Here is an 18,214-nt window from a genome sequence, read left to right as displayed (position 1 = left end):
TAAAATTGGGGGGCTGTCCCCACACTACAATAAACACGAAAATCGAAAATAGTTGGAGATCCTGAGCTTGTCGAAGGGAAGATCGAAAATCAAGACAGCGACAGAAGTTGTAGGGGCGCGGTTTCCACGCCCGTTGGCGTCTACACCGCTCCTCTGATCACCGGAATCAGGTTGTCATTCTTGAGGAGTCATTCGCTTCGTGAATGACGACGAAGAATCTGCTTTTGACGCTACTTTTGTCAAATGTCAAGTCGAAGATCCTTCGCCAAGTCGGAGGGTTGAAAATCCTTTGCGAAGTCGGAGGGCACCGTCCCCAATATACTCATCTATCCTGAGAATAGATCCTATATGAGCGTCACCCGATTTCAGATAAAAATGCTTTTTCAACAATCCTACATGTCAAGGGTTGCGAATTTCAGACAAGAATGCTTGTCCCCGGCTTTGGTTATCAGTTCTGATAATTGGTCGTACCGCTAAACTTTAGCTGTAATACTTGAGAATAGCACATTTATCTGCGTATCCAAGGTGATGAGTCTACTGAAGAGTAACATCTAGCACAGAAATACGATCTCTTTCAGCGATCTCAATCACGCGTTCTTTTGCTCTTAGGAACCTATCTATGGGTAAGAGGACTAGTGCATCGACATGATTCCATGGGCGCGGGGATAAGGTTACCTTCCTCTCTGAGGATCCATCTAATCTGCAGATTCGGGATGCAGTTTCATCAGAAACGAATGCCATGATAAGAATCTCCCGTTCGGAAAGATAGTGGATCTCAAACATATAATCTGGCAAGCTTCGGATTCTGCGCGCAACACATCTTTTTAACACATCCGTAATGTTATCACCCCGAGTATCGAAATAGTATGTCGATGCAAAGAAAAACGTTCCGGACGGAATCTCTGATATTTGTTTCCCGGATTCCAGGGGACTCAGTCCCCGTAGATTCTCAAAGCGTCGTCTACTGATGAGCACTGAATCCATCTGGCCTTTGGACACTCCTCGTATGACTTTCAGGGATAACGGCTGTAGTATCTGAATTGAGTCGGATACGGACTCAGGGGAGTCTACCTCAACAGGATACTGGTCTACTCGGCTACGTGATGGCATCCGCCAGGTCCATGGGCGGGTGACCACAACAGCTGCCAGCAGAGCGAATACTCCGCTAATTACCGCTCCCTGTACGGTTCTACTTTGATACCATTTCCGCTTCATTGGCTGTGAAGGTATTAAGTGTTAGTAGTTGTAAACCCTTGAGAATCACTAGCTTTGATGCTCATCTGTTCTCAGAATTGATACTGTGAGACTGTTACACGATTTCAGATAAAAATGCTTGTTATTCTTCTGCGAATCTAATGTCAGTGATTCTGACTTCAACCTTCTTGCCCAAGTTAACAGCCCATCATCGCCGCGACATACAAAGTTCCTACCTACCAGATGAAGCATAGCGGATTGTGCGTTTGATGTCAATAATGACTTTGCCCTGCGAAAACCCTCGCCGGCTCGGGGTCGAACCTTGAAAGTCGAATCTCCGGACATGAATTGCATTCACCTGAGGCTATTGCCCATTCCCGCATTTGCACATGTGCGCATTTTCGAATTTTCGGGAATATGCAAGTATTACTTCATGTAAAATTGGGGGGCTGTCCCCATGATACTAAGATTGATGATCTAAGATCGATGATCGGGCATTGAGTAAGCCCGGGCGAATTTGTAGGGGTAGTTCGCGAACCGCCCACACTGTTCTTCATCTCGAGCCTCAATCCTTATCTTTCAATCTTAAATCTGCGATCTACGATCTCAAATGTTGAGGCCCTGCCCCTACAAAACCTGATGCGCCGAACGCGTAAGGTATTCATGGGGGCGGTTTTCGTACAGCGTACAGCGTACAGCTTTAGGTGGGAACTCTTTCAGTTATTGACAGTCTAATATATGTATAGTAGAATATGGGAAGACGGGAGGCAGGTCCGTCATTTTTTGTCTCCACGGAGGTCACATGACTGAAAACGAGAAAGATGTCCAGGCCGTAAAGAAGCTGAGAGAAGCTCGTCAGAAGATTGAAAAAGAGATTGAGAAGGTGATAGTCGGACAGAAGGTGGTGATAGACCAGCTTTTGACCGCCTTGCTTGCAAACGGCCACTGTTTGATTGTTGGAGTACCGGGACTTGCAAAGACGATGCTGGTCAACACCCTTTCCCAAGTCCTCTCACTTTCCTTCAACAGAATCCAGTTCACTCCAGACCTGATGCCGTCTGACATCACCGGTACAGACATCATTGACGAAGACACAGCCACAGGGAAGAGAAGTTTTCGGTTTGCAAAAGGCCCCATATTTGCCAATATCATACTCGCAGATGAAATCAACAGGACGCCTCCTAAAACACAGGCAGCACTTCTTCAGGCGATGCAGGAGTGCGAGGTGACCGCCGGAGGGAATACTTATCCGCTGGATCTACCATTTTTCGTCTTTGCCACGCAGAATCCCATTGAACAGGAAGGGACATATCCCCTTCCCGAAGCCCAACTGGACAGGTTCATGTTCAACATATACATCGATTATCCCAACCCTTCGGAAGAAGAGGAGATTGTCAGGACTACAACCAGCGCATACGAAGCGAGTCTCCAAACTGTCCTTGATTCACAGGAGATACTGGAGCTCCAGAGATTGGTGAGAAGAGTTCCGGTTTCAGACCACGTTGTCAAATATGCTGTGAACATGGTAAGCATGACCAGACCAAACAGTGATGGAGCGCCCAAATACATTAATGACTGGGTAGCGTGGGGCGCAGGACCAAGGGCTTCACAGTACCTGATACTGGGTGCCAAGACGAGAGCAGTTCTAGACGGCAGATACACCCCTTCAAAAGATGACGTGAGGGATGTAGCCATGCCTGTCCTCCGCCACAGAGTTTTGACCAACTTCAACGCAGAAGCCGATGGGATTGCTTCAACAGACATCGTTGACAGAATTATTCAAGATCTTCACAAAAAGGAAAGCTGATGCCTGTAGAGCAATCTTACAGAAGGTTTCTGAACCCTGAGGTCGTAACAAAGCTGAAGGGCCTTGACCTGAAGGCCAGACTGGTAGTTGAGGGGTTTCTTACAGGCCTTCACAAGAGCCCATACAGAGGTTTCAGCGTTGAGTTCACCGAACACAGACAGTACATGCAAGGAGACGAAATCAGAAGGATAGACTGGAAGGTTTGGGGAAAGACAGATAGATACTATATCAAGGAGTATGAGGAAGAGACTAATATGAAAGGCTATGTGCTGCTGGATGCAAGTGGCAGCATGGCTTACAGTTCAGGAGCGATATCAAAATTGGAATACTCTTCCCTCCTTGCTGCTTCCCTCTCATTTCTTCTGCTTCAGCAGCAGGACTCAGTTGGCCTCATCACCTTTGACACAAAGATAAGAAGATACATCCCACCAAGGTCAACTGCTTTGCACCTTCATAACATCCTCAAGGAGCTGGATAGTCTTTCTGCTGGGGGAGAGACGAACGTTTCAGTCACATTTCACGAGCTGGCCGAGAGAATAAAGAGGCGTGGCCTTATCATAGTCATTTCAGACCTGCTGGATGATCCCAGAGAGGTCCTTCTCAGCCTGAAGCACTTCAGACACAAGAAGCATGAGGTCATAGTCTTTCACGTCCTGGACAAATACGAATTGGAGTTCCCTTTCCAGAAGTCTGCCATTTTCAGAGACATGGAAACGAATGAAGAAATCCCTGTCCATCCTCAGCACCTGAGAAGGGAGTACAGGCAGCGAGTAAGGGCCTTCATGGAATCGTACAAAAGAAGATGCAGGGAAAACTCCATTGATTACGTGCCAATTGATACCAGCACTCCATACGGGTTCGCCCTCACTTCCTATCTTGCAAAAAGGAAAAGGTTGCATTAGGAAGCAAAAGACCTGAGGGAGGCAGTCCAGTCTGATCGTCCACCAGTTGAACCAGAGACATTGCGCAGTTTTCGATCTTCGATGGGGGGGAGATGGGTGTGTCGATGTTTCCCATGGAAGGAAAGATTGAGTTGACACCATGACTTTCTTGAATCCACTTTTTCTTCTGGGAGTTACGGCAGGGATCATCCCCTTTCTGATTCACCTTCTCTACAGAAGAAGACTCAAGGTTATCGAGTTCTCCTCTCTTGAGTTCCTGAAGAGGATAGAAGGAAGAAAGACGAGATGGTTCCGCATAAGAGAGATGCTTCTTCTAATACTCAGATGCCTGGCAGTTGTCCTACTTGCCATCGCTATCTCCCGCCCCATTCTGAAATCGACCAGTTTCGGATCACTCAGTTCCCATGCGCGAGCCTCTTCGGTATTCATATTGGACAACTCCTACAGCATGGGCCGCGTGGGAAAAGGCAAGAGCAGTTTTTCCAGAGCTAAAACCACCGCAGAAGAAATTCTGAAACTGATGGACAAAGGGGACGAAGCATCTCTAATCCTTGCATCAGACATCTCCAGGCTTGTCTTTGAAAATCCTGTCCATGACAAACACCTCTTGAGAAGCGCAATAATGGATGCAGAACTCTCTTCAAGGTACACGGACTTCAGACCCTCTCTCGAGATTGCAATGACCATGCTCCAGGGCTCCAGGAATCTGAACAGGGAGATGTATCTTTTTACAGACATGCAGAGGTCAGGCTTTGAGTCTCTCTCCAGAGGTGGAATTCACGGCGGCAAGGGGAAGAGACTGTACGTCTTCGACTCTGGCATGACTGGAGACGGTCACAACGTCGCCCTGGAGGATCTCGTTCTGACTGATCCCCTTATCTTTGAGCGTGGCAGAGTCGAGTTCATCGCCACCTTGAGGAATTACAGCCCAAGAGATGTGAACGTCTCACTCCATTCCAGACTCGACGGCCGTGAGATGGGTGTAAAAGAGGTTCCCATCCCCGCCACTTCAAGCCGGACAGTGGAGCTGGCTTTTTCCGTGGAGGAGCCTGGACTCCATCACCTCCGTGTAGAGATAGGCAGAGATGACCTCACAGCCGACAATTACAGATTCACATCCTTCGAGATACCCGGCGAGATAAAGGTGGCTCTCATATCGGACAGGCGACTCACGAAAAGGGGCTACGTGGAGACGGCCCTCAGTCCGCAAAAAGGTCTATCGATGTTCAACCCCAAGACCTTCAGCAAGGGCGAACTCCCATCGATTGATCTAAAAGACTATTCGGTGATTGCACTGCTGGGCGTCTCGTCTCTCACCTCAGCAGATGTACTGAGACTTACAAACTTCGTTCAGAAAGGTGGAGGCCTGTTTATGGCATTAGGGCCCTCAGCTGATATTCACTTCTACAATTCTGTTCTGCTGCCGAAGCTCTCGTCGGCCAGGGTCAGGCAAGGTCAACCCGCAACAAAAGACAAGACCTTTTTCCTCAGAATAACATACTCCGACTACACTCATCCTGTCTTCTCCCAATTCAAGGATAAGGACAAGGGTGACTTGAGTATTGCTCGTGTTTACAACAGGTTGGTTTGTACTGGAACCTCCGGCGTCATTGCCAGGTTTTCTGACGGAACCCCATTCATCATTGAGTCCAGCGCGGGAAAAGGAAAGGTCTTCCTTTCCACCATACCTCTTGATGGTTCTTCCAGCGACCTCCCGCTCAAGGCCATATACGTCCCACTCATCCACCGCATCTTCCGGTATCCATCCCTGGGAGAAGAGGGGGATTACAATGTGAATGTGGGGGAAAGGCTTTCTCTGTCTGTCAGTGGCCTTGAAGGGATAGTGTGTAAACCGCCCGACGGCAGACCCGTCAGGATTAAGCCCAGAGTAAGGTCGGGCCGGATGTATGCAGAATACGAGGATACAGAGGAACCCGGAATATACACAATGGCTGTTTCGGACTCAAACCTGGCATATTTCGCCGTCAATCCGGTCTCTAAGGAATCAGACGTGAGCAGAGCAGAAGAAGAGGAGGTCAGAGCTCTCCTGGCGGAGCTGAGTCCCCAGTTCTTGGGCCGGGGTGAGAAGCCGGGCTCGTCCATCTTTGATGTAAGATTGGGTGTTGAATTGACCAACCCTCTGATTATACTGGTTCTGATTGTGCTTGTTGCCGAGATGTTCATAGCAGGCCGGTGGAGGGGAACTGCAGCGCCAGGGATGTGAACCACATCCACAATCACAGGTTTTTTCTGTCTAGGCTTTCGATTCATAAATTCGATGACGAATTCATTCACTCAGAACGAGTGCTAAGTGAGCAACCTGGAGCAATGTCCCTTGAATGGAATGTCACTGTATTTGCGAATCGAAGCACTAGTCTAACCTATCACCGGACCCAGAGGTAGGCTTGGAGCTTTCTCACAGCAAAGTCCAGATGTATCTCTCCTGCCCCCAGCGATATAAATTTCATTATGTGGACAGGCTCCCCGAAAAACCGCACGCGAACCTTGAGTTTGGCAAGCTCATCCACGAGGTGCTCGAATTTCTTCACAACCCCAGGAACATGAAGACACCTGCCCTTGAAGAACTGATGGAGGAATTCGAAAAGAGGTGGAGCAAACTGCCGGAGACTGAAGGTATGGCCGACTACAAGCCTCTCGGCATCAAGATGCTGGAAGACTACTACCAAGTTTACGTTCCCCTCGAAGAGGAGGTGCTGGCAGTTGAGCAGAGATTTCGACTGCCTCTCGAAAACCATACTCTTGTAGGGGTGCTCGACAGAGTCAGCCGAAGCAAAGACGGGACTATCCTCATCACAGACTACAAGACATCAAAGACGCTCCCCACCCAGCCTGAGGTTGATAAGGACCCGCAGATGACCATATACCATCACTTTGCACACGACCTCTATCCCGGCCGTCCCATACTGATGCGACTCCACTTCCTGAAATTCGATTTCCTTTTTGAGACTAAACCCACAGATGAGGCGTGGACAGCTGCCAAGAAAAGAGTTCTTGGTGCCGCTTCTGCAATCGAGTCTGGCCAGTTCGACCCCACGCCCGGAGGACTCTGCAAGTATTGCGACTACATGAATCTATGTCCGGCAATGAAACATCTATTCAAGAGCGAGGATGAACAGACCGAGGTCTTTGATGGAATCGATATCAAGGATACTGTTAGAGAGTACATTAGACTCAAAGAGATTGTTAGAACCTCAAATGCTCAAGTAGACGAGCTGGCCACGAAGATTGAGGGCTACATGGGGGTTGAAGGCTACACAAGGCTGTTCGTGGACAATATCGTGATGTCCCAGGTCAAGACGAGGAGGCCAAAGTGGGACGAAGAGAGGCTGATTGAAGTCTTGAACAATCTTGGGCTGGTCGAAGAAGTTCAGGGCGTCAGAGAGGACATGGTGAATAAGCTTCTCGATTCCGATGCAATCTCGGCCGAACAGAAGAGGGAACTCGAATCCTGCAGGGAAATCAGGTTTTCCTACTCTCTGAGGTACAAATTCAAAGGTGAGGACAAGGATTGATTCCGCTCAGAGAAATCGTAGATCGAGCATCTCACTCACCGTCATTCGAAGGAATCTTATCTGCCCTTAGATCTGGCAAAAGAAGGCTTTCAGTTTCTGGCCTCACCGGCTCGGCAAAGCCTCTCCTTGCAGCACTGATATGGGAAACGATAGGCAATCCCGTGCTGCTGACGGTTGCTGAGGAGGACGAGGCTTTCACTTTCTATCACGACCTCCTCTCATTGACTGCTGCAGCTTTCAGTCTCCCATCAAGACCTGAAGATGTGGAGCCCTCGCTGGAGACTGCTGAACAGAGGATATGTGCGCTCCACGGTGCGCTAGAGCCTGGAACAGCCGCAATCGTTGCCACACCCAGAGCGATCCTGCAGCCAGTCATCTCCCCAGATCTTTTCCGTGGTCTAATTCAAAGCATCTCAAAAGGCGATCAGATCGACAGGGACAAACTGATAGAAGCTTTGAGCGATAGCGGATTCGAGAGGATGTCTGCCGTGGAGAATGTTGGCGAGATGGCGGTGAGGGGAGGGATAGTTGATGTCTATCCCTTTGACACCGAAAATCCTTTCAGAATAGAGTTCTCAGCTGATGTGATCGAATCTATAAGAGAGTTCGATCCCTTGACCCAAAGGTCGATATCGTTCTTGAACAGAATCCGCGTGCTCCCGTTCAGGGAGCCGTTGCCCCAGGATGACAGCGGAAAACCCTTTGTCGGCTTCTCAGAATACATAAATCCCCGGTGGGTGATCTTATTCGACGAAACATGGCTCCTCTCTGCAGAAGTGGAAGACTCAGATTCGAACGATCAGGCTTTTGACCCTTCATCTCTTGAGAGGTTGCAGAGCTCGCATCCAACCATCGTCCTCTCCGCACGGGCCGAATTGGATGTGCCACTGAAACCGCAAACACATTACGAGAAGAATCTGCAGCTTTTGAAGAAGGATCTAGAGAATTTACGGCAAGAAGGTTACGCTACCTTCGTGCTGTCCCAGAGTGAAGGCCAGAAGGAGAGGATGACTGAGGTACTATCAGAGACCGAAGTTGGAGTTGTTGTAGGGATACTCTCTTCGGGTTTTCTGCTACAAGACGCGCATCTTGCAGTATTCACTGAGAAAGATATCTTCGGCCGCGAACCGCGAAGAAGGCGACCAAAGTTCAAGGCGGGCATACCAATTGAAAGCCTTTTGACCCTCAAGCCAGGGGACATCGTGGTTCATACAGACTATGGAATTGCCAGATTTGAAGGTATAGAACGGGTGAATGTGAGAGGGGCAGAGAGTGACTGTCTTTTTTTGAAATATGCAGGCGCGGACAAAATATTCGTTCCGATAGAAAACATGCACCTCGTACAAAGATACGTAGGGTCACATGAAAGGCCACCAGCCCTGACCAAGCTCGGAACGAAATCCTGGGAGAAAACCAAGAACAAAGCGAGGAAGGCCGTGCTTGACATGACCCGAGAACTCCTTGACATATACGCTGCAAGAGCTGCCATGAAGGGAATGGCATCTCCCGAGGACGTTCCGTGGCAGGCCGAATTGGAAGCGTCGTTCGTCTTTGATGAGACTGAGGATCAGCTGGAGACGTTAGCTGAGATAAAAAAGGACATGGAGTCCGAGAGGCCAATGGACAGGCTCATATGTGGTGAGGTCGGATATGGTAAAACAGAAGTCGCCCTGAGGGCCGCGTTCAAAGCGGTCATGGCTGAAAAACAGGTTGCTCTTCTAGCTCCCACCACAATACTAGCCCAGCAGCATTACAATACATTCTGCGAGAGACTGAAACGATTCCCCATCAGGTGCGAGGTGATTTCCAGGTTCAAGACCTCTGCCGAACAGAAACGGTTGCTTCGAGAGCTGAGCGAGGAGAAGATTGAAATAATAATAGGTACGCACAGGCTGTTGAGTGACGACATCGTTTTCAGCGACCTCGGCCTCCTTATCATCGATGAAGAGCAGAGGTTCGGGGTAAGACACAAGGAGAAGATCAAGAAGCTGAGAAAACTGGTTGATGTTCTGACCATGAGCGCCACGCCGATCCCCAGAACGTTGTATATGTCCCTGGTGGGTGTGAGAGATATGAGCACCATAGACACAGCTCCCAAGGGCAGACTGTCTGTCCATACCGAAGTGTCCCCCTGGGATGAAGAACTGATCGTTGAATACATCTTGAGAGAGATTGACAGAGGAGGTCAGGTCTACTTCGTTCACAACAGGGTCCAGACCATAGATTCTATGGCATCTTTCATCCATGGACTACTACCCCAATTGAAAATAGGCGTCGCCCATGGACAGATGCGAGAAAGAGAGCTGGAATCGGTCATAGTCGATTTTCTTGACAGATGTTACGATGTCCTCATCACCAGCACCATAATCGAATCAGGAATGGACATCCCCAATGTCAACACCATGATAATCAACCGGGGTGATAAGTTCGGTCTGGCCCAGCTTCACCAGCTCAGAGGGAGGGTGGGCCGCTCAGACAGGAGAGCCTACTGCCTCATCCTCATCCCAAAAGGGAGAAGGATAACAAGGGAGGCGCGCGAAAGACTTTCAGCTATACTCTCCTACAGGGAACTGGGCTCTGGCTACAAACTCGCTTTGAGAGACCTCGAGATAAGGGGGGCGGGGAATCTTTTGGGCCCGGAGCAACATGGATACATCCATGCAGTGGGATATGATCTTTACTGCCAGCTCCTTGCAGAAACTGTGTCAGAGCTGAAGGGTGAACTGCCAGAGAGAAAGGTGATAACCTCCATTTCGCTCGACTGTGACGCCTATATTCCCAATTCCTATATCCCTGACGCACAGCACAAGATTGCTCTGTACAAGAGGCTCGTGGCAATTTCCAGCGAGCAGAGACTGGCAGAAATCCGGGATGAGCTTGTGGACAGGTTTGGACCTGCCCCTGAGGTGTGCCAGAACCTCCTGGATGGTGTAGAGGTGAGGATTCTTGCCTCAAAGCTCGGCATAAGGAGGGTGGCTCTCTCTGGCAGATGGGCAGAACTGCATTTTGAGAAATCTTTTGATCCGGGTTCGGAAACAATGGGAAGAGTATTAAAGAGCTGGCCTGCCCCCATTCAGTTCTTCACAGAGCGCGGCCTGATGATGAGGGTGGCATTGGGAGATGAGGGCTTGAAAAGATTCAACATCATAAAAAAGCTATTGCATTTGCTGGAGTGATTCTATAGAATACAAGGCCCGGTTTGCCAAGTAAATTGTCCAATGGAGGTGTTAGATGTCTCGTAGGTTCGTTATATTCTTTGTCACTCTTTTTGTGCTGGGGATCGCCTCTGGCTGCAAGAAGATGGAAGACAGAACCGTTGCCACAGTGGGTGATCTCGAGATCACCCTTGGGGAACTCGAAAAACAGTATTCGCCCAGGGGCCTGTACACTGATGAAGAGAGGAGAGCCGCCAAAGAACGGATTCTGAACACTCTCATAGATGAAAAACTTCAACTGAATGAGGCAAGGGCCAGAGGTTACGGTGAAAGAGAAGAAGTTATAGACCTGGTGGAGGCCAAGAAGAGAACACGCATTATCAACCAGCTGTACAAAGTAGAGATCGCGGACAAGGCGAAGGTTAGTTCTAGAGAGGTCAGGAAAACATACGACATGAGTTCTGAGGAACTGAACCTGAAGCACATACTGCTCACCACGAAGGATGAGGCGAAGTCTATCTACAACTCATTGGAGGAGGGTGCTGACTTCGATACGCTGGCCAAGGTGAAATCCATGGATGCCTCCACGAAAGCAAAGGGAGGATCGCTAGGATGGGGAACTCTGGGACGCATTCGGCTGCCAGATGAGGTGTTCTATGCTGCCCATAAACTGGAACCCGGGGAGATATCAGCACCTATTGAAGGCGACAACGGCTGGCACATAGTAAAGCTCATCGAAAGGAGAAAGGTAGAGCAGAGGCCATTTGAAGAGATGAAGAAGCGAATCGAAAGCGGATTGACGCAGAAAAAGATGAGAGCGACAGCCGAATCATATATTGAGCGGATCAAGAAGCTTGCTGACATGCAGTACGATGAGAATGTGGTCAAGTCCGTCGCGGAGAAGGTCCCACAGGAAAGACTTTCTCCCTGGGCTCAAGCATCACTTCCCAATGTGTCAGACGAGGAGAAGAAAAAGGTTCTGGTAACCACAAGATATGAAAAGTGGACCGTGGGCAAGATCTTGGAGCGGGGAGAGAAGTCACCTCCAAGGTCATCTGTTGACACTCCGGAAGCTCTCAAGCAATGGGTGGAAATGCTCCTCGTAGAAGAGATGCTGGTCCATCAAGCCCTAGAGAAAGGGTTCGACAGGACAAAAGAGGTTAGGGCCGAGATTGAGCGCGAACGTGACAGGCGAATGGTCAGTCTTCTCCATAGCGAGGTGATTGAATCAAAGAGCGAGCCTACTGATGAAGAGGTAAAGGCCGAGTACGAAGCAAACAAGGAGAAGTATGCAATACCTGAGAGAAACCAGGTGTCTGCAATCGTGACTGCAACTGAAGATCAGGCGAAAAACATACTGCTGCGTCTCCAGAAGGGAGAGGGTTTCAAAAGGCTAGCTGAGAAAAAATCAATCCACCCATCGAAAAGGAACGGCGGGAAACTGGGTGTTGTGAATGAGAGAAAATATCCCAACATATTCAAGGTCGCTAAAGAGCTAAAGGTCGGTCAGCTTTCCCAGCCCATAGAAACCAAAGATGGCTGGGCAATTATCCAGGTGACCGATAGAGAACCCATGGAGATGCGGGACTTTGAAGATGTACAGAGACTGGTCCAAAGAGATCTCAAACGAGCAAACATCAAGAAGAATGATGAAGTGTTCATAGCTGAGCTGAAAGAAAAATATCCTGTCACGATCGACGAGCGACTGCTCGAGGAAGTAGGAAAGAAGAAGGAGAAGGAGTACATGGAGCAGGAGGCCGAAAAGAAAAAGGCCTCCTAGAGCGTAGAAAACGTTTTCTTCCCCTAGGAGATCAAATGAACAGAACCGTTCCCTTCGTAGTCGTGGCAATCTTGGCATCTTCTCTCGGATGCAAGGAGGATGTTGCCAAAGGCGATGCTCTTGCCAGGGTCGATGACAGCGTCCTCACGGTCCAGGAGTTCAATGCCGATATTCCTTTAGAGTACGCAATGAGCCTCACTCCAGTGCAAAAGATGGCCTTTGTGCAGACATGGATAAACACGGAACTGCTCTATCAGGAGGCCATTAGGCAGGGTTTCGATGAGGACAGAAGGATTGCAGCGAGGCTGAAGCAGATCGAAAGAGAGCTTCTGGCCAATGAGTTTCTCCAGAGAGAGCTGGTGGGAAAGACCAATGTCTCCATTCAAGAAGCCCAGCTCTTTTTCCAGCAACATGAGTCTGAGTTCAATACTGAAATCAAGATAGCACAGATTCTCGTCTCTTCTCAAGATACGGCGAACGCACTCCTTGCCAGAATCAAGGGAGGCGCTGACTTCGCAGAACTGGCCAAGCAACACTCCCTGGATCCCTCGCGGGAGGCAGGAGGAGTCCTCGATTACATACGGAGAGGAGACATGGCCTCTACGCCAGAGCGAGAGGATGCAGCTTTTGCCCTCAAGAAGCCTGGCCAGATTTCAGATGTGATAGAGAACCGATATGGCTACTATATCGTGAAACTAATTGCCCGCAGACGTCTTCCCAAGCCGGCAAAATTTGAGGACGTTTCCGATCGGGTGAGAAACATGCTCCTTGTGAGGAGGCAGAAAGAGATTTTTGAAGTGTTGATTGACGGCCTCAGAGCCAAGGCAGAAATAGAAGTACACCCCGAGCTGCTGGCACCATATTCGCCGGCTCCTTTTGTGAAACCTGAAGGAAGTCGATGAAGTCCCTTCCCCTTTTGTTCTCTGTGGTCACACTTGTGGCTGGAACGATATGTGCGGGAACTGCAGACAGGATAGTGGCTGTTGTCGGCAGTGATGTGATCACCGAAAGCGAAATGGAAGATGCAATCTCGCTGCTCAGCGCCCAACTGATTGATCCCCCTCCTGCAGAAAGCCTGAAAGATCAAGTCCTGGACCAGATGATTGAGAACAGGCTTCTTCTGAATCAGGCTAAGGCTGAAACGATCCAGGTAACACACCTTGAAATAGAGAAGGCCCTGGATGGGTCAATAGAGGAGATAAGGGCCAGATTTCCGACAGAGGAAGCTTTCCAGAAACAACTAGAAGAAGAGCATACTTCGGTCGCGGAACTGAAGGAGCGGTACAGAAATGAGATTGAGGAGAAACTGATGGTTCAGAAACTCATCGAGAAGGACCTCAAGAGAGGAATCACAGTTTCGGACATGGATTTGAGGGGGTTCTACGAGGCCAAAAAGGAGTCTATCCCCAACCAGCCGGCAACCGTCAGGCTGGCCCATATCCTCATAGCCATAAAGCCAGGCAAGGGAGCAGAAGAAAAAGCGTCTGGACTGGTCGCCGAAATCCTTGAGAAGATCGAGGAAGGAGTTGACTTTGCCGCGCTGGCCAGACGATATTCTGATGATGTAGTCAGTTCAGGCAAAGGGGGTGACCTCGGATTCGTTAGGAGAGGAGATGTTCCAATACCTGAGTTTGAGCAAACCATCTTTTCCATGATAGTTGCGGAGATAAAGGTTACGGTTACCCCATTCGGCTTCCACATTATTCAGTGTACGGACAAAAGGGAGAACGCTGTACGGCTGCGCCACATTCTAATAGCAGTTGTCCCGACGAGGTCCGACACGCTAGTGGCAAGGGAACTTGCAGAGTCAATAAGGGAGCGGGTGCTAGCAGGTGAGGATTTCACTGAACTGGCAAAACAGTATTCTGAAGACCCAGAAAGCAGCAAGAGGGGTGGTGATATGGGCCTTTTCGCCAGTTCAGATCTGTCAAGCCCGTACAAGGATGTTGTTTCTTCTATGACCACGGGGCAGATAAGCGAAATCGTGCAAGCGGAATTTGGTTTCCATATCATAAAGCTTCTTGAAAGAACTGAAGCGAGAACGCCAACATTTGAGGACCTCAAGGATGAGCTCCGCGAGGTCTTCTATCAAATGAAAATAGCTGAGAAGTACGATAGATGGCTAGCTAAACTGAAGAAAGGAATCTACATAGAAAAAAGGCTGTAATAGTTGCGCCTAGATCTATTCCTCAAGACTTCAAGGTTGATAAGGAAAAGGACTTTCGCCAAGAAGGTATGTGACGCCGGGCTGGTGAAGGTCGATGGACAGAACGCCAGACCTGCCAAGGAAATAAGAGAAGGACAGACAATCTCCATCCAAACCCCCACCAGGCTCTTAGAAGTAAAGGTCGTCAGGATCCCGAAAGGAAATGTTTCTAAGAACGATGCTGTGTCGCTCTACCAGATAATAAAGGATGAATACCAAGAGTGACGGTTTTATGCGCATAGGCATTGTAATGGGGGACCCTTCAGGCATAGGTCCTGAAGTCGCGCTGAAGGCGATCAGGTTCGTCGACTGGAACGCAAACTCCTGCCCTATTCTTATTGGATCAAGAGATGTGTTCCAGAGGGAGATTAACAGACTAAACCTACCCACGCACCTTTCATGCGAAGAGAATTCGGCGTCACCTGATGGCGTCAGATTGGTGGAGTCTGTTCGTGAAGAGGTGAATAGATTTCCTTATGGGAAGCCATCCAAGCAGTCTGGTCAGGCGTCGTATAACTCTATCCTCATGGCAGTCGAACTCGCCGCCTCAGGAAGCCTTGATGCCATCGTAACCTCGCCGATAAGCAAGTCGGCTTTTGGACTGGCCGGGGTTGAATTTCCTGGCCATACAGAACTTCTTGCGCAGTTGACTAAGGCGCCGCGTTATGCAATGATGCTTGCCGCAGGTAAGCTAAAAGTGACTCTGGTGACCACCCATATGGCCCTATCTCAGGTAGGCACGCAGATTACGGCGGGGACTGTCTTCGACAAGATTGAGCTTTCTGCCATTTTCCTCAGCCACTATCTCAAGCTTCAGTCGCCGACCATTGGTGTATGTGCCCTTAACCCTCATGCGGGTGAGGGAGGCAAGTTTGGCACTGAGGAAAAGGAGATCGCTGAGGCAGTTCGCGATGCAAACAACTCAGCAATAAAGGCAGAGGGTCCGCTACCAGCAGACTCCCTTTTTGCTCACTGGCAGAAGTATGACTGCGTTGTTTCATGCTATCATGATCAAGGTTTGATCCCTGTAAAGATGCTCGCTTTCGATACGGCAGTCAATGTGACCCTGGGTCTGCCCATCGTGAGGACATCCCCTGATCACGGAACTGCGTTTGACATTGCGGGAGAGGGGAAGGCGAATCCAGATTCGATGATAGAGGCCATCAAGCTCGCTCGCAAGATGGTTCTCGCCGGGAGAGTGGAATGGAAAAGAAAAAAGTGAATCTTCAGGAACTGAAAGAGAAAGCACGCAGGGTCAGGATAGACGTGATCAAGATGTTGACCCGTGCCGGGTCTGGCCATCCAGGTGGGTCGCTCTCCTCTGCAGACATCCTGGTTGCCCTTTTCTTTTACAAGATGAGGCATGATCCAGAGAACCCAGAATGGCCCGAGCGGGACAGATTCATTCTGTCAAAAGGCCATTGCTGTCCCGCTTTGTATGCTGTCCTTTCAATGGCAGGCTACTTTGAGAGGAAACACCTCTGGACTTTGAGAAAGCTGGGCTCCATTCTCCAGGGCCATCCCAGTTCTACAATGACGCCTGGGGTGACAATATCTTCCGGTTCACTCGGTCAGGGGCTTTCAGTTTCCAATGGTATTGCACTTGCTGGAAAGCTGGACAAAAAGGACTACAGAGTGTACTGCATGCTGGGTGATGGTGAGAGCCAGGAAGGACAGGTCTGGGAGGCTTCCATGACCTCGTTCCACAGGCGGCTGGACAACCTCTGCGCAATCATCGACCACAATGACCTCCAGATTGACGACAGGGTTTCTCGCATCAAGGATCCAATATCATACGCGGAGAAGTGGTCATCTTTTGGCTGGAATACAATAGAGATTGACGGTCACGACATGGGACAGATCGTCCGTGCGCTCGATGAAGCAGAGAAGGTGAAGCGTGCTCCCACGATGATCGTCGCAAACACGATAAAGGGCAAGGGGGTATCATTCATGGAGGACGATGTCACGTGGCACGGCCGAGCTCCAAATGAGCTCGAAGCGAAAAAAGCTCTGGAAGAACTGGGAGGAGACCTGGATGTGCAATAAGGAATCGATGCGCGCTGCCTTTGGACAGACGCTTCTCGAAATGGGCCGGGAGAATCCTCAGATAGTCGCCCTCGCAGCTGATCTATCTGTCTCCACAAAGACATCGATGTTCGCCAAGGAGTTTCCTGACCGGTTCTTTCAGATGGGGGTGGCAGAGGCAGATATGATGGGCACGGCCGCGGGCCTGGCTACCTGCGGCAAGATACCGTTCGCCTCTACGTTTGCCATATTCGCCGCTGGAAGAGCCTGGGACCAGGTGAGAAATACTATATGCTATTCGGGACTGAACGTAAAGATAATCGCGACTCACGGCGGACTCGATGTGGGCGAGGATGGAGCCAGTCACCAAGGGATAGAAGATGTTTCACTCATGCGCGCTATACCTTCCATGAGAGTTGTGGTTCCTTCAGATGCCACCCAGACAAAAGAGGTGATAAGGGCTGTCGCCAAAGAGGAAGGGCCATTCTACGTTAGACTGGTCAGATCAATGAGTTGTCTTATATATGAAGGGCCCTCTGGATTTGAGCTGGGGAAGGCGATTCGCGTCAGGGATGGGAAGGATGTGACCATCATGTCAATGGGCCCTCTTCTCTGGGAAGCACTTGAGGCTGCACGGACTTTGGCAAAGGAAGGGGTTCAGGCCAGGGTTGTGGACATGGCATCGGTTAAGCCGATAGACGGAGATGAGATTGAAGCTGCCGCCAATGAGACATCCGGAATAGTCAGCGTGGAGGACCACGTATTGAACGGTGGACTGGGAAGTGCGATAGCAGAAGTTGCCGCCAGAAGAAGGCCTGTCAAAATGAGGATGGTGGGCATAGACAACACGTTTGGCCAGTCAGGCTCACCAGGGAGCCTATACAAGAAGTTCGGCCTCACCAGAGAGAACATCTCTCAACAGGCAAAGATACTTCTTGAAGAGAAACAAGAATGATTGACATAGAGAATGTTACCGTTGTTTACCGAAGGAAGTGGATAGGGCTTGAAGACGCAAGCCTTAAGGTAGGGAAAGGGGAGTTCGTTTTCCTTGTCGGGAGTTCTGGCGCAGGTAAATCCACTATTCTCCGACTGATTTACCTCGATATTTTTCCTGCGAAAGGACAGGTGACTGTTCTTGGACAGAATACTTCCAGCATAAGGCGACCGCAGATACCCTATATAAGAAGAAAGATTGGTGTGATTTTCCAGGATTTCAAACTTCTCAAGGATAGAACCGTCTTCGACAACGTCATGTTTGCTCTTGAGGTGACTGGCTCTCCGGCCAAGAAGAGGAAGAAGAAGGCGCTGGAGGCTCTGAACGCTCTCGGGATGGTGCATAGAAGAAACGAGTATCCATTCAGCCTCTCAGGTGGAGAACAGCAAAAGGTTGCCATAGCCAGAGCGCTCGTGCGCGAGCCGCTCATTCTGCTTGCTGATGAGCCGACAGGTAACATTGACGAGAGCAGCGGAACAGAGATTGTGGAGCTCTTGAAAGAGATCAACAGAAGTGGAACCGCTGTCGTCATGGCCACACACGACTTGAAACTGGCAGAGAGCAGCCCTTTCAGAACTGTCTACATGGAAAAAAGCAGGATCGTGGAGAAATAGGCAA

General features: G+C 49.7%; 14 protein-coding genes. 13 read left to right on the top strand and 1 reads right to left on the bottom strand.

Going from position 1 to position 18,214, the window contains the following annotated elements; all coding sequences use genetic code 11:
• Positions 1 to 534: 534 nt before the first annotated feature.
• Positions 535 to 1,110: a hypothetical protein gene (locus E3J62_12305; protein TET43820.1), complete on the bottom strand. Its 576-nt coding sequence runs from the start codon at positions 1,108 to 1,110 to the stop codon at positions 535 to 537.
• An 886-nt stretch (positions 1,111 to 1,996) separates the two neighbouring features.
• Here E3J62_12305 and E3J62_12300 point away from each other — a divergent pair.
• The 13 genes from E3J62_12300 (at position 1,997) to E3J62_12240 (ending at position 18,210) form a co-directional block, all read left to right on the top strand.
• Positions 1,997 to 3,001, top strand: a complete 1,005-nt coding sequence (locus E3J62_12300) for a MoxR family ATPase (protein TET43819.1) — start codon at positions 1,997 to 1,999, stop codon at positions 2,999 to 3,001.
• Positions 3,001 to 3,903, top strand: a complete 903-nt coding sequence (locus tag E3J62_12295; GenBank protein TET43818.1) for a DUF58 domain-containing protein — start codon at positions 3,001 to 3,003, stop codon at positions 3,901 to 3,903. The genes E3J62_12300 and E3J62_12295 overlap by 1 nt, the downstream gene beginning before the upstream one ends.
• Positions 3,904 to 4,042: 139 nt before the next feature.
• The gene (locus tag E3J62_12290) at positions 4,043 to 6,127 is read left to right on the top strand and encodes a VWA domain-containing protein (protein ID TET43817.1); all 2,085 of its coding nucleotides are present in this window, start codon (positions 4,043 to 4,045) and stop codon (positions 6,125 to 6,127) included.
• Between the two features lie 181 nt (positions 6,128 to 6,308).
• On the top strand, positions 6,309 to 7,436 hold the full coding sequence (locus E3J62_12285; protein TET43816.1) for a PD-(D/E)XK nuclease family protein: 1,128 nt from the start codon (positions 6,309 to 6,311) through the stop codon (positions 7,434 to 7,436).
• Entirely contained in the window at positions 7,433 to 10,612 is a 3,180-nt protein-coding gene (gene mfd, locus E3J62_12280; GenBank protein TET43815.1) for a transcription-repair coupling factor, read from the top strand. The genes E3J62_12285 and mfd overlap by 4 nt, the downstream gene beginning before the upstream one ends.
• Positions 10,613 to 10,667: 55 nt before the next feature.
• Positions 10,668 to 12,371, top strand: coding sequence for a hypothetical protein (locus E3J62_12275; protein TET43814.1), 1,704 nt, complete (start codon positions 10,668 to 10,670; stop codon positions 12,369 to 12,371).
• Between the two features lie 35 nt (positions 12,372 to 12,406).
• Positions 12,407 to 13,273 (top strand): hypothetical protein, encoded by an 867-nt coding sequence (locus tag E3J62_12270; GenBank protein TET43813.1) that lies wholly within the window; start codon positions 12,407 to 12,409, stop codon positions 13,271 to 13,273.
• Positions 13,270 to 14,538 carry a hypothetical protein gene (locus E3J62_12265; GenBank protein TET43812.1) on the top strand — a complete coding sequence of 423 codons (1,269 nt, stop codon included), beginning with the start codon at positions 13,270 to 13,272 and terminating at the stop codon, positions 14,536 to 14,538. The genes E3J62_12270 and E3J62_12265 overlap by 4 nt, the downstream gene beginning before the upstream one ends.
• A gap of 3 nt (positions 14,539 to 14,541) precedes the next feature.
• The gene (locus E3J62_12260; GenBank protein TET43811.1) at positions 14,542 to 14,802 is read left to right on the top strand and encodes an RNA-binding S4 domain-containing protein; all 261 of its coding nucleotides are present in this window, start codon (positions 14,542 to 14,544) and stop codon (positions 14,800 to 14,802) included.
• Positions 14,786 to 15,799 carry a 4-hydroxythreonine-4-phosphate dehydrogenase PdxA gene (pdxA, locus tag E3J62_12255; protein TET43810.1) on the top strand — a complete coding sequence of 338 codons (1,014 nt, stop codon included), beginning with the start codon at positions 14,786 to 14,788 and terminating at the stop codon, positions 15,797 to 15,799. The genes E3J62_12260 and pdxA overlap by 17 nt, the downstream gene beginning before the upstream one ends.
• On the top strand, positions 15,796 to 16,623 hold the full coding sequence (locus E3J62_12250) for a transketolase (protein ID TET43821.1): 828 nt from the start codon (positions 15,796 to 15,798) through the stop codon (positions 16,621 to 16,623). The genes pdxA and E3J62_12250 overlap by 4 nt, the downstream gene beginning before the upstream one ends.
• On the top strand, positions 16,613 to 17,557 hold the full coding sequence (locus E3J62_12245) for a transketolase family protein (protein TET43809.1): 945 nt from the start codon (positions 16,613 to 16,615) through the stop codon (positions 17,555 to 17,557). Before E3J62_12250 ends, E3J62_12245 begins: the two co-directional genes overlap by 11 nt.
• The gene (locus E3J62_12240; GenBank protein TET43808.1) at positions 17,554 to 18,210 is read left to right on the top strand and encodes an ATP-binding cassette domain-containing protein; all 657 of its coding nucleotides are present in this window, start codon (positions 17,554 to 17,556) and stop codon (positions 18,208 to 18,210) included. The genes E3J62_12245 and E3J62_12240 overlap by 4 nt, the downstream gene beginning before the upstream one ends.
• The last annotated feature ends 4 nt before the right edge of the window (positions 18,211 to 18,214 follow it).

This window comes from candidate division TA06 bacterium (assembly GCA_004376575.1).
In the GTDB taxonomy this organism is placed as follows: domain Bacteria; phylum Hydrothermota; class DG-26; order E44-bin18; family E44-bin18; genus E44-bin18.
The sequence above is the reverse complement of the archived record's forward strand: the minus strand, read 5'-3'. Positions and strand labels throughout refer to the sequence as shown.

Excerpts from the sequence above, each read along its gene's own strand:
- E3J62_12305 (TET43820.1), bottom strand. The coding sequence starts at position 1,110 with ATGCCATCACGTAGCCGAGTAGACCAGTATCCTGTTGAGGTAGACTCC.
- E3J62_12300 (TET43819.1), top strand. The coding sequence starts at position 1,997 with ATGACTGAAAACGAGAAAGATGTCCAGGCCGTAAAGAAGCTGAGAGAA.
- E3J62_12295 (TET43818.1), top strand. The coding sequence starts at position 3,001 with ATGCCTGTAGAGCAATCTTACAGAAGGTTTCTGAACCCTGAGGTCGTA.
- E3J62_12290 (TET43817.1), top strand. The coding sequence starts at position 4,043 with ATGACTTTCTTGAATCCACTTTTTCTTCTGGGAGTTACGGCAGGGATC.
- E3J62_12275 (TET43814.1), top strand. The coding sequence starts at position 10,668 with ATGTCTCGTAGGTTCGTTATATTCTTTGTCACTCTTTTTGTGCTGGGG.
- E3J62_12270 (TET43813.1), top strand. The coding sequence starts at position 12,407 with ATGAACAGAACCGTTCCCTTCGTAGTCGTGGCAATCTTGGCATCTTCT.
- E3J62_12265 (TET43812.1), top strand. The coding sequence starts at position 13,270 with ATGAAGTCCCTTCCCCTTTTGTTCTCTGTGGTCACACTTGTGGCTGGA.
- pdxA (TET43810.1), top strand. The coding sequence starts at position 14,786 with ATGAATACCAAGAGTGACGGTTTTATGCGCATAGGCATTGTAATGGGG.
- E3J62_12245 (TET43809.1), top strand. The coding sequence starts at position 16,613 with ATGTGCAATAAGGAATCGATGCGCGCTGCCTTTGGACAGACGCTTCTC.
- E3J62_12240 (TET43808.1), top strand. The coding sequence starts at position 17,554 with ATGATTGACATAGAGAATGTTACCGTTGTTTACCGAAGGAAGTGGATA.